The sequence below is a fragment of the Chitinophaga sp. S165 genome, from assembly GCF_003182155.1.
In the GTDB taxonomy this organism is placed as follows: Bacteria; Bacteroidota; Bacteroidia; order Chitinophagales; family Chitinophagaceae; genus Chitinophaga.
In genome coordinates this window covers 124,630-142,836 of record NZ_QGTG01000002.1, presented here as the reverse complement: position 1 = coordinate 142,836, position 18,207 = coordinate 124,630, and the positions used below count along the sequence as shown (strand labels likewise).

General features: G+C 45.6%; 17 protein-coding genes. 12 read left to right on the top strand and 5 right to left on the bottom strand.

The features are described from left to right. Positions 1-74 precede the first annotated feature (74 nt). Positions 75-635 (bottom strand): crossover junction endodeoxyribonuclease RuvC, encoded by a 561-nt coding sequence (gene ruvC, locus C7475_RS08645; protein WP_233259798.1) that lies wholly within the window; start codon positions 633-635, stop codon positions 75-77. Positions 636-666: 31 nt separating this feature from the next. Between ruvC and C7475_RS08640 the strand changes: the two genes are divergently transcribed. The 7 genes from C7475_RS08640 (at position 667) to C7475_RS08610 (ending at position 7,032) form a co-directional block, all read left to right on the top strand. After that, complete coding sequence (locus tag C7475_RS08640; RefSeq protein WP_110052971.1) at positions 667-1,659, top strand: lysylphosphatidylglycerol synthase domain-containing protein; 993 nt, start codon at positions 667-669, stop codon at positions 1,657-1,659. A gap of 9 nt (positions 1,660-1,668) precedes the next feature. Beyond that, positions 1,669-2,457, top strand: coding sequence for a DUF3108 domain-containing protein (locus C7475_RS08635; protein ID WP_110052970.1), 789 nt, complete (start codon positions 1,669-1,671; stop codon positions 2,455-2,457). Positions 2,458-2,577: 120 nt separating this feature from the next. Beyond that, positions 2,578-3,279, top strand: a complete 702-nt coding sequence (locus tag C7475_RS08630) for a response regulator transcription factor (protein ID WP_110052969.1) — start codon at positions 2,578-2,580, stop codon at positions 3,277-3,279. Between the two features lie 100 nt (positions 3,280-3,379). Beyond that, positions 3,380-4,090 carry a response regulator transcription factor gene (locus C7475_RS08625; protein ID WP_110052968.1) on the top strand — a complete coding sequence of 237 codons (711 nt, stop codon included), beginning with the start codon at positions 3,380-3,382 and terminating at the stop codon, positions 4,088-4,090. Then, on the top strand, positions 4,087-5,460 hold the full coding sequence (locus C7475_RS08620) for a HAMP domain-containing sensor histidine kinase (RefSeq protein ID WP_110052967.1): 1,374 nt from the start codon (positions 4,087-4,089) through the stop codon (positions 5,458-5,460). Before C7475_RS08625 ends, C7475_RS08620 begins: the two co-directional genes overlap by 4 nt. A gap of 159 nt (positions 5,461-5,619) precedes the next feature. Further along, positions 5,620-6,099 (top strand): hypothetical protein, encoded by a 480-nt coding sequence (locus C7475_RS08615; protein WP_110052966.1) that lies wholly within the window; start codon positions 5,620-5,622, stop codon positions 6,097-6,099. 21 nt (positions 6,100-6,120) lie between these two features. Continuing rightward, the gene (locus C7475_RS08610; RefSeq protein ID WP_110052965.1) at positions 6,121-7,032 is read left to right on the top strand and encodes a bestrophin family protein; all 912 of its coding nucleotides are present in this window, start codon (positions 6,121-6,123) and stop codon (positions 7,030-7,032) included. A 193-nt stretch (positions 7,033-7,225) separates the two neighbouring features. Here the strand turns inward: C7475_RS08610 and ruvB are convergent, their stop codons facing one another. Beyond that, positions 7,226-8,251 carry a Holliday junction branch migration DNA helicase RuvB gene (ruvB, locus tag C7475_RS08605; protein ID WP_110052964.1) on the bottom strand — a complete coding sequence of 342 codons (1,026 nt, stop codon included), beginning with the start codon at positions 8,249-8,251 and terminating at the stop codon, positions 7,226-7,228. Positions 8,252-8,362: 111 nt separating this feature from the next. Here ruvB and C7475_RS08600 point away from each other — a divergent pair, with 111 nt between their 5' ends. Continuing rightward, positions 8,363-9,661, top strand: a complete 1,299-nt coding sequence (locus C7475_RS08600) for a M28 family metallopeptidase (protein WP_146217512.1) — start codon at positions 8,363-8,365, stop codon at positions 9,659-9,661. Between the two features lie 3 nt (positions 9,662-9,664). Here the strand turns inward: C7475_RS08600 and C7475_RS08595 are convergent, their stop codons facing one another. Continuing rightward, positions 9,665-10,339 carry a peptidoglycan DD-metalloendopeptidase family protein gene (locus C7475_RS08595; protein WP_110052962.1) on the bottom strand — a complete coding sequence of 225 codons (675 nt, stop codon included), beginning with the start codon at positions 10,337-10,339 and terminating at the stop codon, positions 9,665-9,667. A gap of 364 nt (positions 10,340-10,703) precedes the next feature. Further along, positions 10,704-13,472 (bottom strand): leucine--tRNA ligase, encoded by a 2,769-nt coding sequence (gene leuS, locus C7475_RS08590; protein WP_110054013.1) that lies wholly within the window; start codon positions 13,470-13,472, stop codon positions 10,704-10,706. 140 nt (positions 13,473-13,612) lie between these two features. Here leuS and C7475_RS08585 point away from each other — a divergent pair, with 140 nt between their 5' ends. The 4 genes from C7475_RS08585 to C7475_RS08570 all read left to right on the top strand — a co-directional run bounded on the left by C7475_RS08585 (position 13,613) and on the right by C7475_RS08570 (position 16,983). Then, entirely contained in the window at positions 13,613-14,488 is an 876-nt protein-coding gene (locus C7475_RS08585) for an ABC transporter permease (RefSeq protein ID WP_110052961.1), read from the top strand. A 25-nt stretch (positions 14,489-14,513) separates the two neighbouring features. Next, positions 14,514-14,780: a DUF3098 domain-containing protein gene (locus C7475_RS08580; protein WP_110052960.1), complete on the top strand. Its 267-nt coding sequence runs from the start codon at positions 14,514-14,516 to the stop codon at positions 14,778-14,780. A 97-nt stretch (positions 14,781-14,877) separates the two neighbouring features. Then, on the top strand, positions 14,878-15,678 hold the full coding sequence (locus C7475_RS08575) for an undecaprenyl-diphosphate phosphatase (protein WP_110052959.1): 801 nt from the start codon (positions 14,878-14,880) through the stop codon (positions 15,676-15,678). A 75-nt stretch (positions 15,679-15,753) separates the two neighbouring features. Beyond that, positions 15,754-16,983: an outer membrane beta-barrel protein gene (locus tag C7475_RS08570; RefSeq protein WP_110052958.1), complete on the top strand. Its 1,230-nt coding sequence runs from the start codon at positions 15,754-15,756 to the stop codon at positions 16,981-16,983. Here C7475_RS08570 and C7475_RS08565 read toward each other — a convergent pair. Beyond that, complete coding sequence (locus C7475_RS08565) at positions 16,980-18,197, bottom strand: alanine dehydrogenase (RefSeq protein WP_110052957.1); 1,218 nt, start codon at positions 18,195-18,197, stop codon at positions 16,980-16,982. The two genes, C7475_RS08570 and C7475_RS08565, sit on opposite strands and share 4 nt — an antisense overlap. Between the last annotated feature and the right edge of the window lie 10 nt (positions 18,198-18,207).

Here is an 18,207-nt window from a genome sequence, read left to right as displayed (position 1 = left end):
CCAAAGTAAATACAATTTATCAACTTCTGGAAAAACGTCAGCCTTAAACCTGGAATTATCTGTCATACTAATGATTATTCTGCAATTCTTTCGGGGTTCTGTTGAAGGAACTGTTCCCATCCTTTGGCTTTGCGTGTATCCGGTAAGACGCTGGACTCCTGGAAGAAATGGCATACCGCAACTGCGAGAGCATCGGTAGCATCCAGAAATTCAGGTCGCTCTTTGAAATGTAATATTCTTTGTAACATCTGCCAAATCTGTTCCTTATCTGCGTTACCATTGCCAGTAACAGACTGCTTTACTTTTTTGGGAGAATATTCTGTAACAGGCACTCCTGCCTGCATTGCCGTGGCTATAGCAACGCCTTGAGCACGGCCCAGCTTTAACATACTTTGCACATTCTTACCAAAGAAAGGAGCTTCAATAGCGCAGGAAACCGGTTTGTGCACACGTATCAGTTCATTTACACGGGCGTGTATCAGTTGTAGCCTTTCGTAGTGGTCTTTATGACGGGATAGCTTCAGCACATCCATTTCCAGCAGGCTGGCTTTAGTGCCTTCCACTAATATCAGTCCATAACCCATCACAAGTGTACCGGGGTCAATGCCCAGAATTATTTTTGACTTGTTTGCCAACCACAGTTTATTTTTGCCAAAATCTTGATGTCTGAACAAAAATACCAAAATAATTCTCAATTACCTGCTGGGAGCAGTGCTTTTTACCTGGTTAGCCTATTCCATCTATACACAATTGCTGCACCAGCCCAATCTGAAGGCATCTTTGTGGCAAATGGCCCAAACCCTGAAGAACAAGGGTGGAATAGCCATGCTGCTTGTGATGATAGGTATGTTCCTCAACTGGGGGCTTGAGGCCCGCAAATGGCAGCTGCTGGTCAAACCGTTACAACATATATCTTTCCTCCGGGCATACAGCGCCGTACTGTCAGGAGTATCTTTCTCCATCAATACCCCTAACCGTATAGGTGAGTATGGAGGGCGGGTATTATACCTAAGGAATAACAGAAGTAAGCTGAAAGCCATTGCCGCTACTATGGTAGGTAGCTTCAGCCAGCTTATCGTCACTATTATATTTGGGTTAATTGGTTTATGTTACTACATCAACAAATTCCCGCTGGTGAAGGGAAACGGCTATTTCGCCCCCCATTTCTGGGAGAAAATCCTCCTGGGATTGCTAATAGTTATTTGCGCCTTGGTCATATTGTTATATTTTCGGTTGCAGATCATCCTGGCGATATTTGAAAAGATCCCATTGTTGAGAAAAGCCCGGATCTTTGTGCAGATCATTGTTCGTTACTCAGCCGGTGACCTCGAGCATTTGCTACTGCTTTCCGCCATCAGATACGTCGTCTTCTCGGCACAGTATTTGATTTTGCTAGACACATTAGGCGTGGAGATGCTCTGGTGGCAAGGTTTTTTGATGAATGCTGTTGTTTATCTTGTAATGGCCCTTGTACCTACTATCGCTATTGCGGAACTTGGACTCCGGGGAAAGGTCAGCCTGTACTTTATGGGATTACTAAGCACCAATAGTCCGGGAATTATCGCTGCCACTGTATGTATCTGGTTTATTAACCTGGTTCTGCCAGCCATCCTGGGAAGTGTGTTGTTGCTGGGAATAAAGATTTTTAAGGAAAAATAGCTTTCATCAATGAGGTGTCTTCTACTAATCATCATTAGTCTGGCCGCTATCCGCCCCGCAATTGCACAGAACGAATTCTGCGGAATTACCAATACCAGCTTCAGGGCTGGTGAAAGTATCACATTCAAAGTTTATTATAACCTCGGTAAACTCTTTGTCGGCGCCGGTGAAGCCGTGTTTAACTGCCAGCTCGAGAAACTGAACGGAAAAGATGTCTATCATGTAACCGGCGATGGTAAAACATTCCGTACCTATGACTGGTTCTTCAAAGTAAGAGACAGATACGAAAGCTACATCGATACCGCTACACTGTTACCTCAACGCTTTATCAGGAACGTCGATGAGGGCGGCTACAAGATAAATCAGAACGTTACCTTCGATCATATCGGCAATACCGCTGTCAGTAACAAGGCTACCACCAAGACCCCGCCCTGTATCCAGGATGTGATCAGCGCCATCTATTACGCCAGGAATATCAATTTCGATAAGTATAAGCCAGGCGATAAGATACCGTTTGACATGTTCCTCGATGATAAGATCTACAATATCTATATCCGTTATATCGGTAAGGAGACAGTAGAAACCAAGTTCGGAAAGTTCCGCTCTATCAAGTTCGCCCCCTTACTGATCAAGGGGACCATGTTTGAAGGAGGGGAAAAAATGACCGTATGGGTAAGCGATGATGCTAACAAAGTGCCCTTGCGTGTTGATAGCCCCATCTCTGTAGGCAGTATTAAAGTGGATATGGTGGCTTATAAGAACCTGCGTTATAACTTCACATCCCTCATCAGTAAATAATCCTCAAACCGGCGTATTCGCCTCTTTTTTACCTAATTTTAACGTTCTGTATGCAAGGGCCTGGCTGTTGCTGACTATAATAATACCTATATTTGTTTGCACATTAATACTTTATTGAATATGGAAGAGCGTAAACCCAAAATATTGCTGGCGGAAGATGATACCAATCTCGGAATGGTACTGAAGAATTATCTGGAACTGAATGACTATGATGTTGAATTATGCCGTGATGGTATACTCGCACTGGCCGCGTTCAGACGTGAAAAATTTGATATCTGCCTGCTGGACATCATGATGCCCAATATGGACGGGTTTAAGCTGGCAGAAGAGATCCGTGACGTAGATCCGGATATTCCCCTGTTCTTCCTGTCGGCTAAAACAATGAAGGAAGATGTGATCCATGGCTATAAACTGGGCGCAGACGACTACATCGCCAAGCCGTTCGACAGCGAATTGCTGCTGCTGAAAATAAAGGCTATCCTGAAACGTAACCAGGAGTTGAACAGCAAAGAGGAAGAACAGCATGAATTCAAGATCGGACGTTATGCATTTAACGCCCGCCTGCGTACACTTACAAGGGATGGTGATTCCCACACGCTGTCTCCAAAAGAAAATGAACTGTTACGCATGCTCTGCGAGCATAAGAACGACCTGCTGCCAAGAGAGCTTGCACTGAAGAAAATATGGGGTAGTGATACCTATTTCAACGGACGTAGCATGGACGTTTATATCGCCAAACTCCGCAAATACCTAAAGGAAGATCCGGATATCGAGATCGTCAATATACATGGTAACGGATTCCGCCTGGTAGTTAAAGATTGATCTTATTAAGACAATATATCGGGAAGCTCCCGGCGAAGAGGTCTGACCATTCAGTCTCCGCCCGGAGCTTTCTGTTTCTGCAAACCATTTCAGAGATGTGATGAAACTTTTACTCATAGAAGATGAACCCTCAGTAGTCTCATTCATACGCCGCTACCTGACGGAAGCGGGGTATGACGTGAGCGTGGCGCTGGACGGGCAGTCCGGTTTGCAGATGGCAATGGAAAACAATTTTCAGCTGATCATCCTGGATGTAATGTTGCCAGGTATGAACGGTATAGCTGTTTGTAAGGAATTGCGCAAACAACAGGACGCTACGCCTATACTGATGCTCACCGCGCTTGGTTCTACAGAGAACGTGGTGGCGGGATTGGACAGTGGTGCTGACGATTATCTCGTTAAGCCCTTCAAACAGGCCGAACTACTGGCGCGCATACGCTCGCTCTTACGCCGCACTCCTGATACTACCGCCAATACGCCCCCCGGCAACGGTAATAGTACTCCCGGCAACGTGCTGAAAGTAGCCGATCTTGAGCTGAACCTCAATACTAAAAGTGCCAGCCGTTACGGCGAAAACATCGTGCTGACAGCCACTGAATACCGGCTACTCGAATACATGATGAGAAACCCGCGCCGCGTGCTGTCCAGAATGGAGATCCTGGAAAATGTTTGGGGCATCGACTTTAATATGAACACTAAAGTAGTGGACGTGTATGTCAATTACCTCCGTAAGAAAGTGAACCGTAAGGAACAGCCGGCGCTGATCCAGACGGTCGTAGGAATGGGATATATGCTTAAAGAAGAAGAATGACCATACGTAATAAGATATTAGGTTTATTTATTGCGCTCACAGTCTCCATCATCCTGATGATGGCGGCTTTTGCCTATTTTCTTATCAACCGTCAGTCTTTCGATGACTTCTACAAACGCCTTGAGATCAGGGCATATATAGCCGCCAGGGCCAGATTTACAACAGATAAGGATAACAGCGCCGCATATGCTGAGATCCGTAATGAGCACCTGGAACGTTTACCACACGAGAGAGAATATTTTATACGACTGGATACCACCGGCGTTGCACCCCTTGATCCCGGACTTAAACCATTACAAAAGAATTTCTATAACAGAGTAAAGACGGAAGGGAAGGCTACTTACCGCTATAGGGACATCTTCTACGAAGGCGTCTTATTTGAAAATGAAGCAGGGAGATACATCGTGATCGTCTCTGCAAGTAACGTATATGGTCAGCAGTTTATGACAGAGCTGAGAAGAACGCTGATGATATGTATGGCCATTGCTGCCGTAGTAGTGGTAACAGCCGGGCTTTTCTTCTCCCGTTACATTCTGCGGCCGGTTCGAAAGATCACTTCCCGCGTTAAGGATATCAGGGCGCACAACCTCCATCTGCGCCTCGATACGGCCGACAGTACAGATGAAATGAGTGAGCTGGCCCTTACCTTCAATAACATGCTGGACCGCCTTGAAACAGCTTTTGAAACACAAAATAACTTCGTAAGTAATGCCTCCCATGAATTGGGTACACCGCTAACAGCCATCATCGGAGAAGCTGAGCTGGCGCTGAATAAGCAACGCCCCGAAGAACAATACCGGCAGTCGCTGTCTGTAATATTAAAAGAGGCAGAAAGACTGGAGCATATTACGAAAAGCCTGCTGAGCCTCGCCCAGACCGGTTTTGATGGTAAAAAACAACATCTTGACAGAATACGTACGGATGAACTGATCTTCACCGTAAAAGAAACCATAGACCGCATCAACCCGGAGAACAAGGTAGCGATTGACTATACTATGCTGCCGGAAGAAGAAGATAAGTTGGTCATATTGGGGAATGCACAACTATTACAACTGGCATTGAGCAATATTGTACAGAATGCCTGTAAATATTCTGATAACCGTCCTGCGTCTATCGCACTGGCAGCTACAGACAAAAACAATCTCATCATCATTAAAGATAATGGTATTGGTATCCCTGCCCAGGATATGCCTTTTATTTATGACCCTTTTTACCGTGCTTCCAATACAGGCGGATATAAAGGATATGGTATCGGCCTGCCACTTGCCCGTAATATCATCCGCTTACATGGTGGCAATATCATCGTGAATAGCCGGGAGAACCAGGGCACTGAAATAAGGATCACCCTGCCTACATATTCGCGTTCATGATAATATTAACTTCTTACCGCTTTCTTACCACTTTTTGACCCCTCTCTTACCTTAACAGTGTTTTCTTACTGCATTTTTACCCTTTTTTTAAGTTGCTTTTATCTTAAGCTTACCTGTTGCTAATCTCATGCTGGTAGTTTTGTGTCAAAATAATTACCCATGAAGCATGTATTGATTCCTACAGATTTTTCTATCCGGTCTCTTCGTGTAGTGCACGGTGTGGTTGAGCGCTTTGGTGGTGAACCACTTAATATTGTCCTGATGCACGCTATAGATATGCCTGGTTCTATAATGGACCTCATGATGTTATCCAGGCGATCATCTCACTATGATCTCATCACAGAAGATTATAAAGATGCCTGCGAGATCATCAAAAATAAATATGCATCTGTCATTCATTCATTGAAAACCGAATTTCTGATAGGTAATGGTAAAGGCTTGTTCCGCAACTTCCTGTTATATCATAACATCGATATAATAGCATGTGCAGCGAAAGAAGAATTCCGCAAAGCAGGAGCAAACAGTTATAATCCTGCAGAGCTGATAAGAAAAAGCAAGTACCCTGTACATCAGATACCATTGGCGCCAAGAAAAGAGAAATACCTGGTATCTGCGATGTCTGAGTTATTTGAAGTGTAAAAATCATAAAACCGTTACAAGATGTTACTGAAGAAAAACATCCCGTTAAAGTATGTTTTCGGGAAAATAAAATACGAGATCCTGTTAGTAGCGGTATATACTCTGGTGATAGTTTTACTGCACGACAAGTTCAATCTGAAAGATATGTCTATTCCCCTGTCCGTACCAATGATCATGGGGACCGTCATATCACTGCTGCTGGCCTTTCGTTCTAACCAGGCGTACGACCGTTGGTGGGAGGCAAGAACAATATGGGGCGCTATCGTAAATGATTCCCGTACGTTTTCAAGGCAGGTGCTCTCATTCATAGACAACTCTTACAATGCAGAAGATATCAGCCATTTCAGAGAACGTATGGTACGCAGGCAGATAGCCTGGTGTTATGCGCTGAGTCAGTCCCTTCGTGGACTGGATGGCAGGGATGGTCTTGACAGGCATATCCCGAAAAGAGAAGTATCTCACGTATGCAGGTATAACAACATCCCTATGGGATTGCTTGAATTGCATGCACGCGACTTAAACTATGCACTGAAGCAGGGCTGGATCAATGAATACCAACAGGTACAGCTGGACCAGACCTTAAGCCGTTTGTGTGACGCGATGGGTAAATGTGAGCGTATCAAGAATACGGTCTTCCCGGCTACTTATAGTCTTTACATCCATTTTGCCATGAACTTCTTCATACTGCTGTTGCCGTTTGCACTGATAGAGTATTTCGGCCTGATAGAAGTTCCAATGGTAGTGGCTATTGCTGCTTCTTTTTTACTGATAGAAAAGATGGCGATACATCTGCAGGACCCGTTTGATAATAAACCTACGGATACGCCAATGACAACGATATCCAGGAATATTGAACGAGATCTGAAACAGATGCTGAACGATCACCAGGTACCTGAAACAATCAGTGCTGAACATTCTTTCTTTGTAATGTAATAAACTGTTTAAAGCCTACACTTACTTTACTCTGTTGGAGGAGGGATAACGTACCGGTGCACACGAATTAAAAGCTCAATCAAGGATTCAGGAGGAATACTATTGCGCCGGACGTCATTCCGACATGGATATAGAGTGTTATATGGAGGAAACAAGTAAGGGAGCTTTCGCTCCCTTTTATTTTTTAGTTAGATTAGAATAACATGCCTGGAGCGCCTCCTCTCGGGGCTTTGCCCAGATGCATATACGCCTTCTCTGTAACTTCTCTTCCTCGTGGCGTACGTTTTATAAATCCTTCCTGTATCAGGAACGGCTCATACACTTCTTCCAGGGTCCCTGCTTCTTCTCCTACAGCTGTTGCAATGGTGGTGATACCTACCGGCCCGCCTTTAAAGTTCTCAATGATCACCTGCAGAATGCGGTTGTCCATCTCATCCAGTCCGTATTCATCCACATTCAGTGCTTTCAGGCTGAATTGAGCTATTTCCAGGTCGATGGTACCATTACCTACCACTTGTGCAAAATCGCGCACACGTCTCAGCAATCCATTGGCAATACGAGGAGTACCTCTGGAGCGGCGGGCTATTTCCATAGCAGCATCTGAAGTGATCTTTGTTTGCAATAATCCCGATGCACGCCAGATGATCTTCTGCAGGGTAGCGGCACTATAATATTCCAGCCTGGATTTAATACCGAAGCGGGATAGCAATGGCGCCGTCAGTAAACCTGAACGGGTGGTTGCGCCTATCAGTGTAAACGGATGCAGTGTGATCTGTATGGAGCGTGCACTGGGACCGGTATCTATCATGATATCAATACGGTAATCCTCCATGGCTGAATACAGGTATTCTTCCACCACCGTACTAAGCCGGTGGATCTCGTCGATGAAGAGTACATCCTTGTCTTCCAGGTTAGTAAGCAGGCCTGCGAGATCGCCCGGCTTTTCTATAACCGGCCCTGAAGTTTCCCTGATATTTACGCCCATTTCATTTGCCACGATACGGGAAAGGGTTGTCTTTCCTAATCCCGGAGGACCATGAAACAGGATGTGGTCCAATGCTTCACCTCTTAATTTGGCTGCCTTGATAAATATCTTCAGGTTCTCAATGATCTGGTCCTGCCCGGAGAAATCTACGATCTCCCGGGGCCGGATGCTATTCTCAAACTCCTTTTCTGCCGCGCTCTGGCGGTTTTCTTCTGGTCTTAGCGGATTAGACATATCGGGGTGAAAGTTACCAAAAATATGGCTGTTCCAATGTGCCGGTAATACATTGTGTGGTATATTTATACATTGCCAATAAACAACAACAACCTGAAAGGTTATACCAATATGAGAAAGTACTATACATTGCTACCTGCCCTATGCCTCGTCTCCCTCATGGCCCAGGGACAAAAGATCAAAAAATCAGAAGTTAAGCGCATCTTATCCACCCTGGCCGCCGATGATATGGAGGGCCGCGCCACCTTTAAACCAGGTGCTGAAAAGGCCGCCGTATTCCTGGAAAAGGAATTTGCAGCAGCTGGCTTGCAGCCATTGGCGGGGGACCATGATTTCAGACAATCCTTTTTTCAATACGATACCAAACCTCTGCGCCTGGACCTGGTCCTGAATGGACAGCCGGCTTCGGGAGACAGGTTGTTTGTTTCCGGCGTTGAAAGTAATATCAGCTGGACACAGGACACAAAAGTGGAAGTAGCACAGATCAGTGCCGCCGACAACTTTGACAATAAGGTAAGGGAATTGAAACGTGCCGCACATAATACACTCGTATGGGTGGACAGTGAACAGAGCGAAAAATTTACACAGTACGCCAAAGGATTACTGCAACGAGGCAGCGAGAAACAGGATAGCACATCTACCGTAGTATTTATCTTAAAACAGGGGGCAGAAGCCGTTAACAACTGGTCTGTCCGGGCCGGCCAGGAGGTTACCCGCCTGCCGCTTTGTAATATAGCGGGGATGATCACCGGTAGCGAAAAACCGGACGAATATGTAATTTTCTCCGGTCACTATGACCACATTGGTATACTGGCGCCTGTAGAGCAGGACAGCATCGCGAACGGCGCTGATGACGACGCCAGTGGTGTGACCGCTGTATTAATGCTGGCTAAATACTTCAAAGAACATCCGCCGGTACGCAGCATTCTTTTTGTTGCTTTCACAGGGGAGGAGATAGGCGGTTATGGTTCCCGCTATTTTTCCCGCCAATTAGACCCTGAAAAGATCGTAGCGATGTTCAACATAGAAATGATCGGTAAAGAGTCTAAATTCGGCAAAAACAGCGCTTTTATCACCGGTTACGAACGCTCTGATTTCGGGCAGATATTAGGCCGTAATCTGGCCTCTTCCAAATTCCGTTTCCATCCCGATCCTTATCCGGAACAACAACTCTTTTACCGTTCCGACAATGCGACACTGGCAAGATTGGGCGTACCCGCACATACCATCTCCACAACACAGATCGATAAAGATACCCTGTATCACAGCGTGAACGATGAAATGGAAAGCATGGACCTGGATAATATCACCAGTATTATACAGGCGATCGCGACAAGTGCTACCTCTATTGTAGATGGCAAGGATACTCCTTCCCGGATAGACAAAACAGCCGTTAGCAGCCGCAGGTAGTTTTTAAGGCACCATCTGGAGGATGATGTCCGGATCAGGGCAGTTGGCCAGGTATTTTTCTCTTTCGCTATAGCGGCATACCCCGGGGTAATCGCCATGATTGCCTTCCATATCAGTAATGATCTGGAAATGCAGGTGAGGAGGCCAGTGGCCGTTCTCCGGGATATCTCCGAAATGTGCGATGATCTGACCGGCTGCTATCCGCATATTTTCATGCAGGCCTTCCAGGTCGCGCAGGGAAAGATGGCCATAGAGGGTATGGAAAACATGTCCCTCCAGCTGGTGCCGAAGGATGATAGTCGCGCCATAGTCGCCGTGGATATCATTGAACCGGAAACTATGTACGGTGCCGTCCATCGGGGCAAATACCGGTGTACCGGGTGCTCCCCAGATGTCAATCCCCAGGTGCAGACGGCGAGGTTCATCAGCTGTAGAAAAGTGATTGCTACGGGAATAGATAGTGCGGTGTTCTGCATAACCTCCTATTCCGAAGATGCATTCATGCTGCGCCAGTTGCTGGTTTACATAATCTGTGAATTTCTGGGTATCATCGAGGATTTCTGCTGTAAGGGTCGTATTCCTGTCAGTGAAGTCCATAGGCAATAGCCTGTCATTTTCAGGATCAAATAATACTACAGGCTGAAAGGGCTGATAACGCGCCAGGATCTTTTCTAACATGCTGATGGGTTGAGGGCGGCAAAATACAAAAAGTGCGCTTTATGTGAGAACTCAGCCTGGGACCGGTGTAGCTAATTCCTTAAAAAAGGTTACAATATCTTTGAGATGTATACCATTTCAGGATTAAACAAGGACTCTACAAGCTTTATACAAGCTTTATCTTACGTTCATCTTACGTCTTTGAACGTAAGATGAACGTAAGATAAAGCTTGTATAAAGCTTGTAGAGTCCTGTTTTGATACAGATCAAATAGGTACCCGCATTATATCATGCAGGTACGTAACACTATCTCCTGAATAAGATAAATGAAAAAAGGCGCCTCATTAGCCATGAGACGCCTTTTTTTATTTTATCTTATTCAGGATCAGACAACTACGTTGATCATCCTGCCTTTTACGATCACTACTTTCTTAACCGGTTTTCCTTCCATCCAACGCTGAATGGCATCGTTGGTCAGTACTTCTTTTTCGATGGACTCATTGTCGGCATCGAGTGCGAAACTTAACTCTGTACGTGTTTTACCATTAACGGCGATCGGGTAATTGAAGGCGCTCTCTTTGGTATATTTTTCTTCAAATACAGGATAAGGAGCGTCCAGGATACTGGTAGTATTACCCAGCTGGTGCCACAGTTCCTCTGCGATATGAGGCGCATAAGGCGCGAGCAGGATCAGTACAGGTTCCAGTACGCTGCGCTTATTGCACTTCAGGCTGCTCAGTTCATTCACGCAGATCATGAACTGGCTTACTGCCGTATTGTAAGAGAAATTCTCGGTATCAGCGTCTATCTTCTGGATAGTCTTGTGAAGTATTTTCAGTTCTTCAGGTGTAGCAGGAGCATCTTTCACGATGATACCTTTTTGCTCGTCGGCAAACAGGCGCCACAGCTTTTTCAGGAAGCGGTGTACCCCTTCAATACCTTTGGTATCCCAGGGTTTTGATTGTTCAACTGGTCCGAGGAACATTTCATACATACGGAAAGTATCAGCACCGAACTTTTCTACAACGTCATCCGGGTTGACAGTGTTGAATTTACTCTTACTCATTTTTTCGAGCACTACGCCACAGATGTACTTGCCATTTTCGAGTACGAATTCAGCATCATTGAAGTCTGGCTTCCATTTTTTGAAAGCAGCAATATCCAGTTCAACACCATCTACAATGTTCACATCCGTGCGCAGTTCATCTGTTTCATACTGGTCTTTCAGGCCATGGGAAACAAATGTATTTGTTCCGCGTATGCGGTATACAAGGCGGGTGTTTCCACCGATCATACCCTGGTTGATCAGTTTCTTATAAGGCTCCTGGAAACCGATATATCCCAGGTCGTACAATGCTTTCGTCCACATACGGGAATACAGCAGGTGCCCTACGGCATGTTCTGTACCACCTACATATACATCTACCTGGTTCCAGTAGTCAGTCGCTGCACGGCCGGCAAACTCCTCAGTGTTCTTAGGATCGGCATAACGCAGGAAATACCAGCTGCTACCTGCATAACCAGGCATAGTATTGGTTTCACGCTTGGTATCCGTATCAATATTCACCCAGTCGGTAATATTGGCCAGCGGACCTTCTCCTTCTTCACCTGGTTTATAGTTCTCCACATGCGGTAAAGTAACCGGGAGTTCTTTTTCGTCCAGTGCGTAAGGGATACCGTTTTTATATACGATCGGGAATGGCTCACCCCAGTAGCGCTGACGGCTGAAGCCTGAGTCCCTCATCTTATAATTGATCTGGCGTTTGCCGATGCCCATTTCCTCTATCTTGTCGGCTACAACGTCCATTGCGGCGCGCATGGTCATGCCGTCCAGGAAATCGCTGTGCTGCAGGGTAGCATCTTTGGTAGGATTAGCTTCTTCTCCGTTGAATGCCTCTCCGATAATGTTGGTGATCGGAATGTTGAAGTGTTTGGCAAAAGAGAAGTCACGCTGATCGCCACAAGGCACAGCCATGATAGCACCGGTACCATATCCTGCCAGTACATATTCAGAGATCCATACCGGGATGCGGCGACCGTTGAACGGATTGAGCACATAAGCGCCTGTAAAGCAACCGGTGATCTGTTTCACCTCTGCCATACGCTCACGTTCAGAACGGCTCTGTACATAGTCCAGGTATTTTTCTACTTCCGCTTTCTGGGCTTCAGTTGTGATCTGACTTACAAGGTCATGTTCAGGCGCCAGTACCATGAAGTCCACACCGAAAATGGTATCAGGACGGGTGGTATATACAGTCACTGCACTGCCGGCTACGCCGTCTACCGCAAAAGTAACTTCAGCACCCTGGCTCTTACCGATCCAGTTACGCTGCATTTCTTTCATGGCATCGCTGTAGGCGACTGTATCCAGGCCTTCCAGCAGTCGGTTGGCATATTCAGTGATACGCAGGAACCACTGTCTCATTTTCTTTTTGACAACAGGGAAACCGCCACGTTCACTCACACCGTTCACTACTTCATCGTTAGCCAGTACGGTACCCAGGGCAGCACACCAGTTCACTTCCGCAAATGCCAGGAAGGCCAGGCGGTAGTGCATGAGGATCTCACGCTGACGTGCTTCGCTGAATTGCTTCCATTCTTCAGCAGTAAAGCTAATGCTACGGTCGCCCGGGCATTCATACTCCTTATTGCCTGACTTTTCAAAAGCGGCGATCAGTGTTTCAATACGTTCAGCCTTTTGCAGGGAGCGGTTGAACCAGCTGTTGAACAGCTGCAGGAAGATCCATTGTGTCCATTTGTAGTAACCAGGATCGCTGGTTTTTACCTCGCGTTCCCAGTCAAAACTGAAGCCTATATTGTCCAGCTGCCTGCGGAAGGCTGCCAGGTTGTTAGCGGTAGTAACTGCGGGATGCTGACCTGTTTCCAGTGCATATTGTTCTGCCGGCAAACCAAAGGCGTCCCAACCCATAGGGTGGAGTACGTTAAATCCCTTTAGTCTTTTATAACGGGCATATATATCAGATGAAATATACCCCAGTGGGTGACCCACATGGAGCCCTGCCCCTGATGGGTAGGGAAACATATCCAGTACATAACATTTGGGCTTGGGGCTATCGTTGCTGACCTGGTAAGCCTTTGTGTCTACCCAGCGTGCCTGCCACTTTTTCTCAATCGCCCTGAAATTGTATTCCATATAATAATTAATAATCTGTCTGATCTGAGCATGGACTTCTGTTGAATGCCCATGCATTGAGCTTAAAATAACGTTAAAGGATGACAAAAGTAAACATAACTGCTAATTTTTATTATTTTCGCCATTAAACGGTTAGATTAATGGCGCAGCAACCCGGCAAATCATCTTCTAAGAAATCCAAACCTTCCTATCTCTACTCTATTATTGGGGTGGCTCTGGTCCTGTTTCTACTGGGTACTCTCGGCCTGATCGTTATACATGCCAATAAACTGAGCGAATTCTTTAAGGAAAGTATTGAAATACAGGTGATTCTTCGGGATAACGTGAAGGAAGAACAGGCAATTGCCCTGCGCGATTCCATCGCTTCCCGGCCCTATGTGAAGTCCATTGAGTACGTATCCAAAGATATGGCCGCAGAGCGCTTCAAAAAGGAATTTGGAGAGGATTTCATTACCCTCCTGCAATATAATCCTTTATATGCCAGTATCAACATCAAAGGTAACGCCCGCTATGTAAATCCGGACAGCCTGAGAGTGATAGAAGCTAATCTGTCACAACAGAGCATTGTAAGAGAGATCTCCTATCAGAGAGGGCTGGTAAGCAAACTGAATGAAAATGTGCGGAAGATAGGACTGGTGATATTAGGTATCTGTATATTACTTTGCCTGGTAGTGATCGTACTGATCGACAACACGATCCGACTGGCGATGTTCAGTAACCGTTTCCTGATCAAGACCATGCAGATGGTGGGAGCTACCCGCTGGTTCATTGCCAAACCGTTTGATCTGCGCAGTATCATTAACGGGGCATTGAGTGCGATACTGGCTATTGCCGGGGTAATGGGTATTGTTTATGGCGCTGATCAGCTACTGCCGGAACTGGCCGGTATGAGGGATTATTTTATGATGGCAGTGCTGTTCATAGGAATGATCATCATCGGTATCTGTATTTCACTGGTAAGTACGCACCGTTCAGTAATGAAATACCTACGTTTAAAACTGGACGATCTATATTAATCTGATAATTACACCATACGATAATATGAGTAAAACATCCAAGCATATCAGCGCTGAAAAAGAGGGCATAGACGCACGCCCTGTTTTTGCAAAGGAAAATTACAAGTTCATGATCGCCGGACTGGCTATCGTTGTAGTGGGTTTCCTGTTAATGATGGGAGGCAACAGCGATGATCCCAATTCATTCAAGCCTTCAGAAGTATATAGCTTCCGTCGTATTACCCTTGCGCCAATCGTTATTGTATTGGGACTGATCGTAGAGATCTACGCCATTATGCGCAGGCCTAAATAAGAGCGGATATAAAATATTGAATTGTTCACGGCGATGAAATGCTCATCGCCTTTTTTTTGATAAACAGTACCTGAATACTTAAATTCTTTTAATTGTCATGGATATCTGGCAGGCGATTATTATTGCGATTGTAGAAGGATTGACCGAATTTTTACCTGTATCATCTACAGGACATATGGTCATCACCAGTGCATTGTTAAATCTCAATAAAGACGAGTTTACGAAGCTGTTCGAAGTTTGTATACAGTTGGGCGCGATCCTCGCAGTTGTTGTTTTATACTGGAAAAAGTTCCTGGTATTCGATAAGAACAGGGTCGATTTTTACAAAAAACTGATTGTTGCAGTTTTACCTGCGTTGATAGTCGGATATTTATTCGCAGATAAAATTGACGCGCTACTGGAAAGCCCGTTGGTAGTAGGTATCAGCTTACTATTGGGTGGTATTGTGCTGTTATTTGTGGATAACTGGTTTAAACAGCCGACAATAGAAAAAGATGAAGAAATGAACATTTTCAGGGCGCTGCGTGTTGGTTTCTGGCAGTGTGTGGCAATGATACCTGGCGTGAGCCGGAGTGCCGCGACCATTATCGGTGGTATGCAACAAAAGCTGACCCGCAATGTAGCTGCGGAATTTTCCTTCTTCCTGGCAGTGCCTACAATGGCCGCTGCTACGGGCTACAAATTGCTGAAAGGCCGTGAACTGCTGATGTCAAATACTGAGAATCTGAAGCTCTTACTGATCGGAAATATCGTTGCTTTTATCGTGGCTATGATCGCCATTAAGTTCTTTATTAATGCCTTGAAAAAGTATGGTTTCAGGGTATGGGGATACTATCGTATAGTGGTAGGTATAGCCATCCTGGTAGCCATAGGCATGGGTTACAAATTATCTGTGTAAGCTAGTTCTTTAAATAAAGGAAAAGGCCCAGGCAGTCATCTGCCTGGGTTTTTTATATTAATCCCAATATTATTTATGAGAGTTGTTCCCCTTTTTCTCTGCTGTATGCTGATGGCCTGTACGGTCATAGCACAACGTAATTATGTACCTGGTGTGATCATTACTTTGCAGAATGATTCGCTGAAAGGGTTTATAGATTTCCGTAACTGGTATCAGGCGCCGACGGAGATCGTTTTTAAGGAGAGCCTGTCGGATAAGACAGAACAACACTTTAAGCCCGCCGATATCAAAGGATTTAAAGTGGCCGAGCCGGAAGTAGAATATGTGAGCCGGAAGGTTAGTATAGATATTACCAAACAGAGCCTTACTAAGTTGACGGAGGTATTCCCAACTATCGTGCAGGACACGCCGGTATTTCTAATGAGAATGGTAACAGGGCGCTATAATCTGTATGAATACATAGATGTACATTCAAGAGAGCATTACATATATGATGCCCAGGATGTTCCTGCAACTGAACTGGTATACACAGAGCGTTACATAGATCGCCCTTCCGGCGGAGGTATTTTTAAGGATGAAAAGTACAAATACCAGTTAGCGGATCTGTTTGCGGATAATAAAGCGCTGGCTGCAAAAGCCGCAAAAGTGGCGTACCGTGAAGCTAACCTTACGAAGCTTTTTCTGGACTATAACAACTACAAAGGACAGGGAGCACAGAATACCGTAACGGTACAAAAGAAAAACCGCCAGCCGGTGGCATATGGTATTATGGGTGGACTTGCATTTAACAGCTATCCTTTCAGTGGGCCTGCTTTTTTAGGACAGGCAGATTATGAAAATTCTAAAGAGCCAATAGGCGGTATATGGGTAGACATACCTATAGGACGTAGTGGCCGTAACTTTTCATTCGTGGCAGAGTTGCTATATAAAAAGGTGGATGCGAAGGGAAAAGGGATCGCATCCCCGGCTAGTAAGTATCATCTGGCATTTGGTTACCTGCAGCTAAATATGATGGTCCGATACACTTATCCAACTAAAGGTCTTGTAAAACCTTATATAAATGCGGGGATGGGAAATGGGCTTCTGATAAAGACAATTGCGAACTCAATGGGCAGCGAAACCAATCCCCGGGAGCTTGTTGACGGCCCCCGAAAATACGAGCAGACAGCAATGGCCGGGATAGGCGTAAAGGTCCGTAAGATAAACGTAGAGACACGGTACACAACGGGTAACGGATTTTCTCCTTATTCAGGTAGCAAAACCCCTGTTCGTAGCCTTCAGGTCCTTGCCGGTTACAGCTTCTAACCTTTCACTGCAAGCAGCAATTCCAGATCTGTATATTTCAGTTTGAACTTTTCACTGAGATGGTAATTGGTCAGTGCTCCTTTGTAGAGATAGATACCATTACGTACACCCCGTTTGATCCACACAAGATTTTCAAAACCGCCATCATCGGCGGCTTCCAGCAACAGTGGCATCAGTACATTACTGATGGCTTCTGATGCGGTGCGGGCAAACCCGGAGGGTATGTTAGGCACGCAATAGTGTACGACATCATATTTCTTGAAGACAGGGTTTTCATGGCTGGTGATCTCTGATGTTTCGAAACACCCTCCCCTGTCAATACTAACGTCAACGATCACTGATCCCGCTTTCATATTGCTGACCATCGCTTCGGTCACCACAATGGGCGTACGGCCGCTTTGAGAAGACAATGCGCCTACAGCTACATCTGCATTGCGGAGCTGTTCCGCCAGCACTTTAGGCTGCATAACAGAAGTGAATATACGCACTCCAATATTGTTCTGAAGGCGTTTCAGCTTATAAATATTGTTATCGAATACTTTTACGGATGCACCCAGGGCCATAGCTGTTCTGGCAGCAAATTCCCCTACAATGCCTGCTCCGATGATCACTACTTTCGTAGGAGGAATGCCGGTCACTCCACCTAAGAGAATACCTTTCCCTTTGTTGCCGTTACTGAGGTACTGGCCTGCAAGCAGCATCACGGCGCCACCGGCTATTTCACTCATAGCTCTTACAATCGGATATGTGCCAGCATCATCTTTGAGGTTCTCGAAAGATAGAAGGGTGATCCTTTTCTCCATCATTTTCTGCACCTGTTCTATTTTCAATGCAGCCAGATGGATAGGAGAGATAACGATCTGATGCGGGTGCAGCAGCTCAATTTCTTCATCGTTCAGCGGGGCTGATTTTACAATGATCTCCGCTTTAAATACTTCCTTCTTGTCATAGAGGATCTCGGCGCCTGCCTCAGAGAAATCGGTGTCATAAAAATGTGAGCCGTCGCCAGCTTTGTGTTCTACCACAATATGATGACCATTGCTGGCTAATATACTGACCGCATCCGGCGTCAATGCAATCCGGTTCTCCTGGAAGGAATTCTCTTTAGGTATGCCAATAAATAAACGGGAGTTCTTTTGTGGAATATCTAACGTCTCCTCCAGCGGTGAGTACGTAAAGCCAGCACTCACAACAGGTTTTTGCCTTTGCTCCATATGATTATCA

Bases quoted from the DNA above. Each gene is read 5' to 3' on its own strand.
- C7475_RS08635 (WP_110052970.1), top strand. From the start codon at position 1,669: ATGAGGTGTCTTCTACTAATCATCATTAGTCTGGCCGCTATCCGCCCC.
- C7475_RS08630 (WP_110052969.1), top strand. From the start codon at position 2,578: ATGGAAGAGCGTAAACCCAAAATATTGCTGGCGGAAGATGATACCAAT.
- C7475_RS08625 (WP_110052968.1), top strand. From the start codon at position 3,380: ATGAAACTTTTACTCATAGAAGATGAACCCTCAGTAGTCTCATTCATA.
- C7475_RS08620 (WP_110052967.1), top strand. From the start codon at position 4,087: ATGACCATACGTAATAAGATATTAGGTTTATTTATTGCGCTCACAGTC.
- C7475_RS08615 (WP_110052966.1), top strand. From the start codon at position 5,620: ATGAAGCATGTATTGATTCCTACAGATTTTTCTATCCGGTCTCTTCGT.
- C7475_RS08610 (WP_110052965.1), top strand. From the start codon at position 6,121: ATGTTACTGAAGAAAAACATCCCGTTAAAGTATGTTTTCGGGAAAATA.
- ruvB (WP_110052964.1), bottom strand. From the start codon at position 8,251: ATGTCTAATCCGCTAAGACCAGAAGAAAACCGCCAGAGCGCGGCAGAA.
- C7475_RS08600 (WP_146217512.1), top strand. From the start codon at position 8,363: ATGAGAAAGTACTATACATTGCTACCTGCCCTATGCCTCGTCTCCCTC.
- C7475_RS08595 (WP_110052962.1), bottom strand. From the start codon at position 10,339: ATGTTAGAAAAGATCCTGGCGCGTTATCAGCCCTTTCAGCCTGTAGTA.
- leuS (WP_110054013.1), bottom strand. From the start codon at position 13,472: ATGGAATACAATTTCAGGGCGATTGAGAAAAAGTGGCAGGCACGCTGG.
- C7475_RS08585 (WP_110052961.1), top strand. From the start codon at position 13,613: ATGGCGCAGCAACCCGGCAAATCATCTTCTAAGAAATCCAAACCTTCC.
- C7475_RS08580 (WP_110052960.1), top strand. From the start codon at position 14,514: ATGAGTAAAACATCCAAGCATATCAGCGCTGAAAAAGAGGGCATAGAC.
- C7475_RS08575 (WP_110052959.1), top strand. From the start codon at position 14,878: ATGGATATCTGGCAGGCGATTATTATTGCGATTGTAGAAGGATTGACC.
- C7475_RS08570 (WP_110052958.1), top strand. From the start codon at position 15,754: ATGAGAGTTGTTCCCCTTTTTCTCTGCTGTATGCTGATGGCCTGTACG.
- C7475_RS08565 (WP_110052957.1), bottom strand. From the start codon at position 18,197: ATGGAGCAAAGGCAAAAACCTGTTGTGAGTGCTGGCTTTACGTACTCA.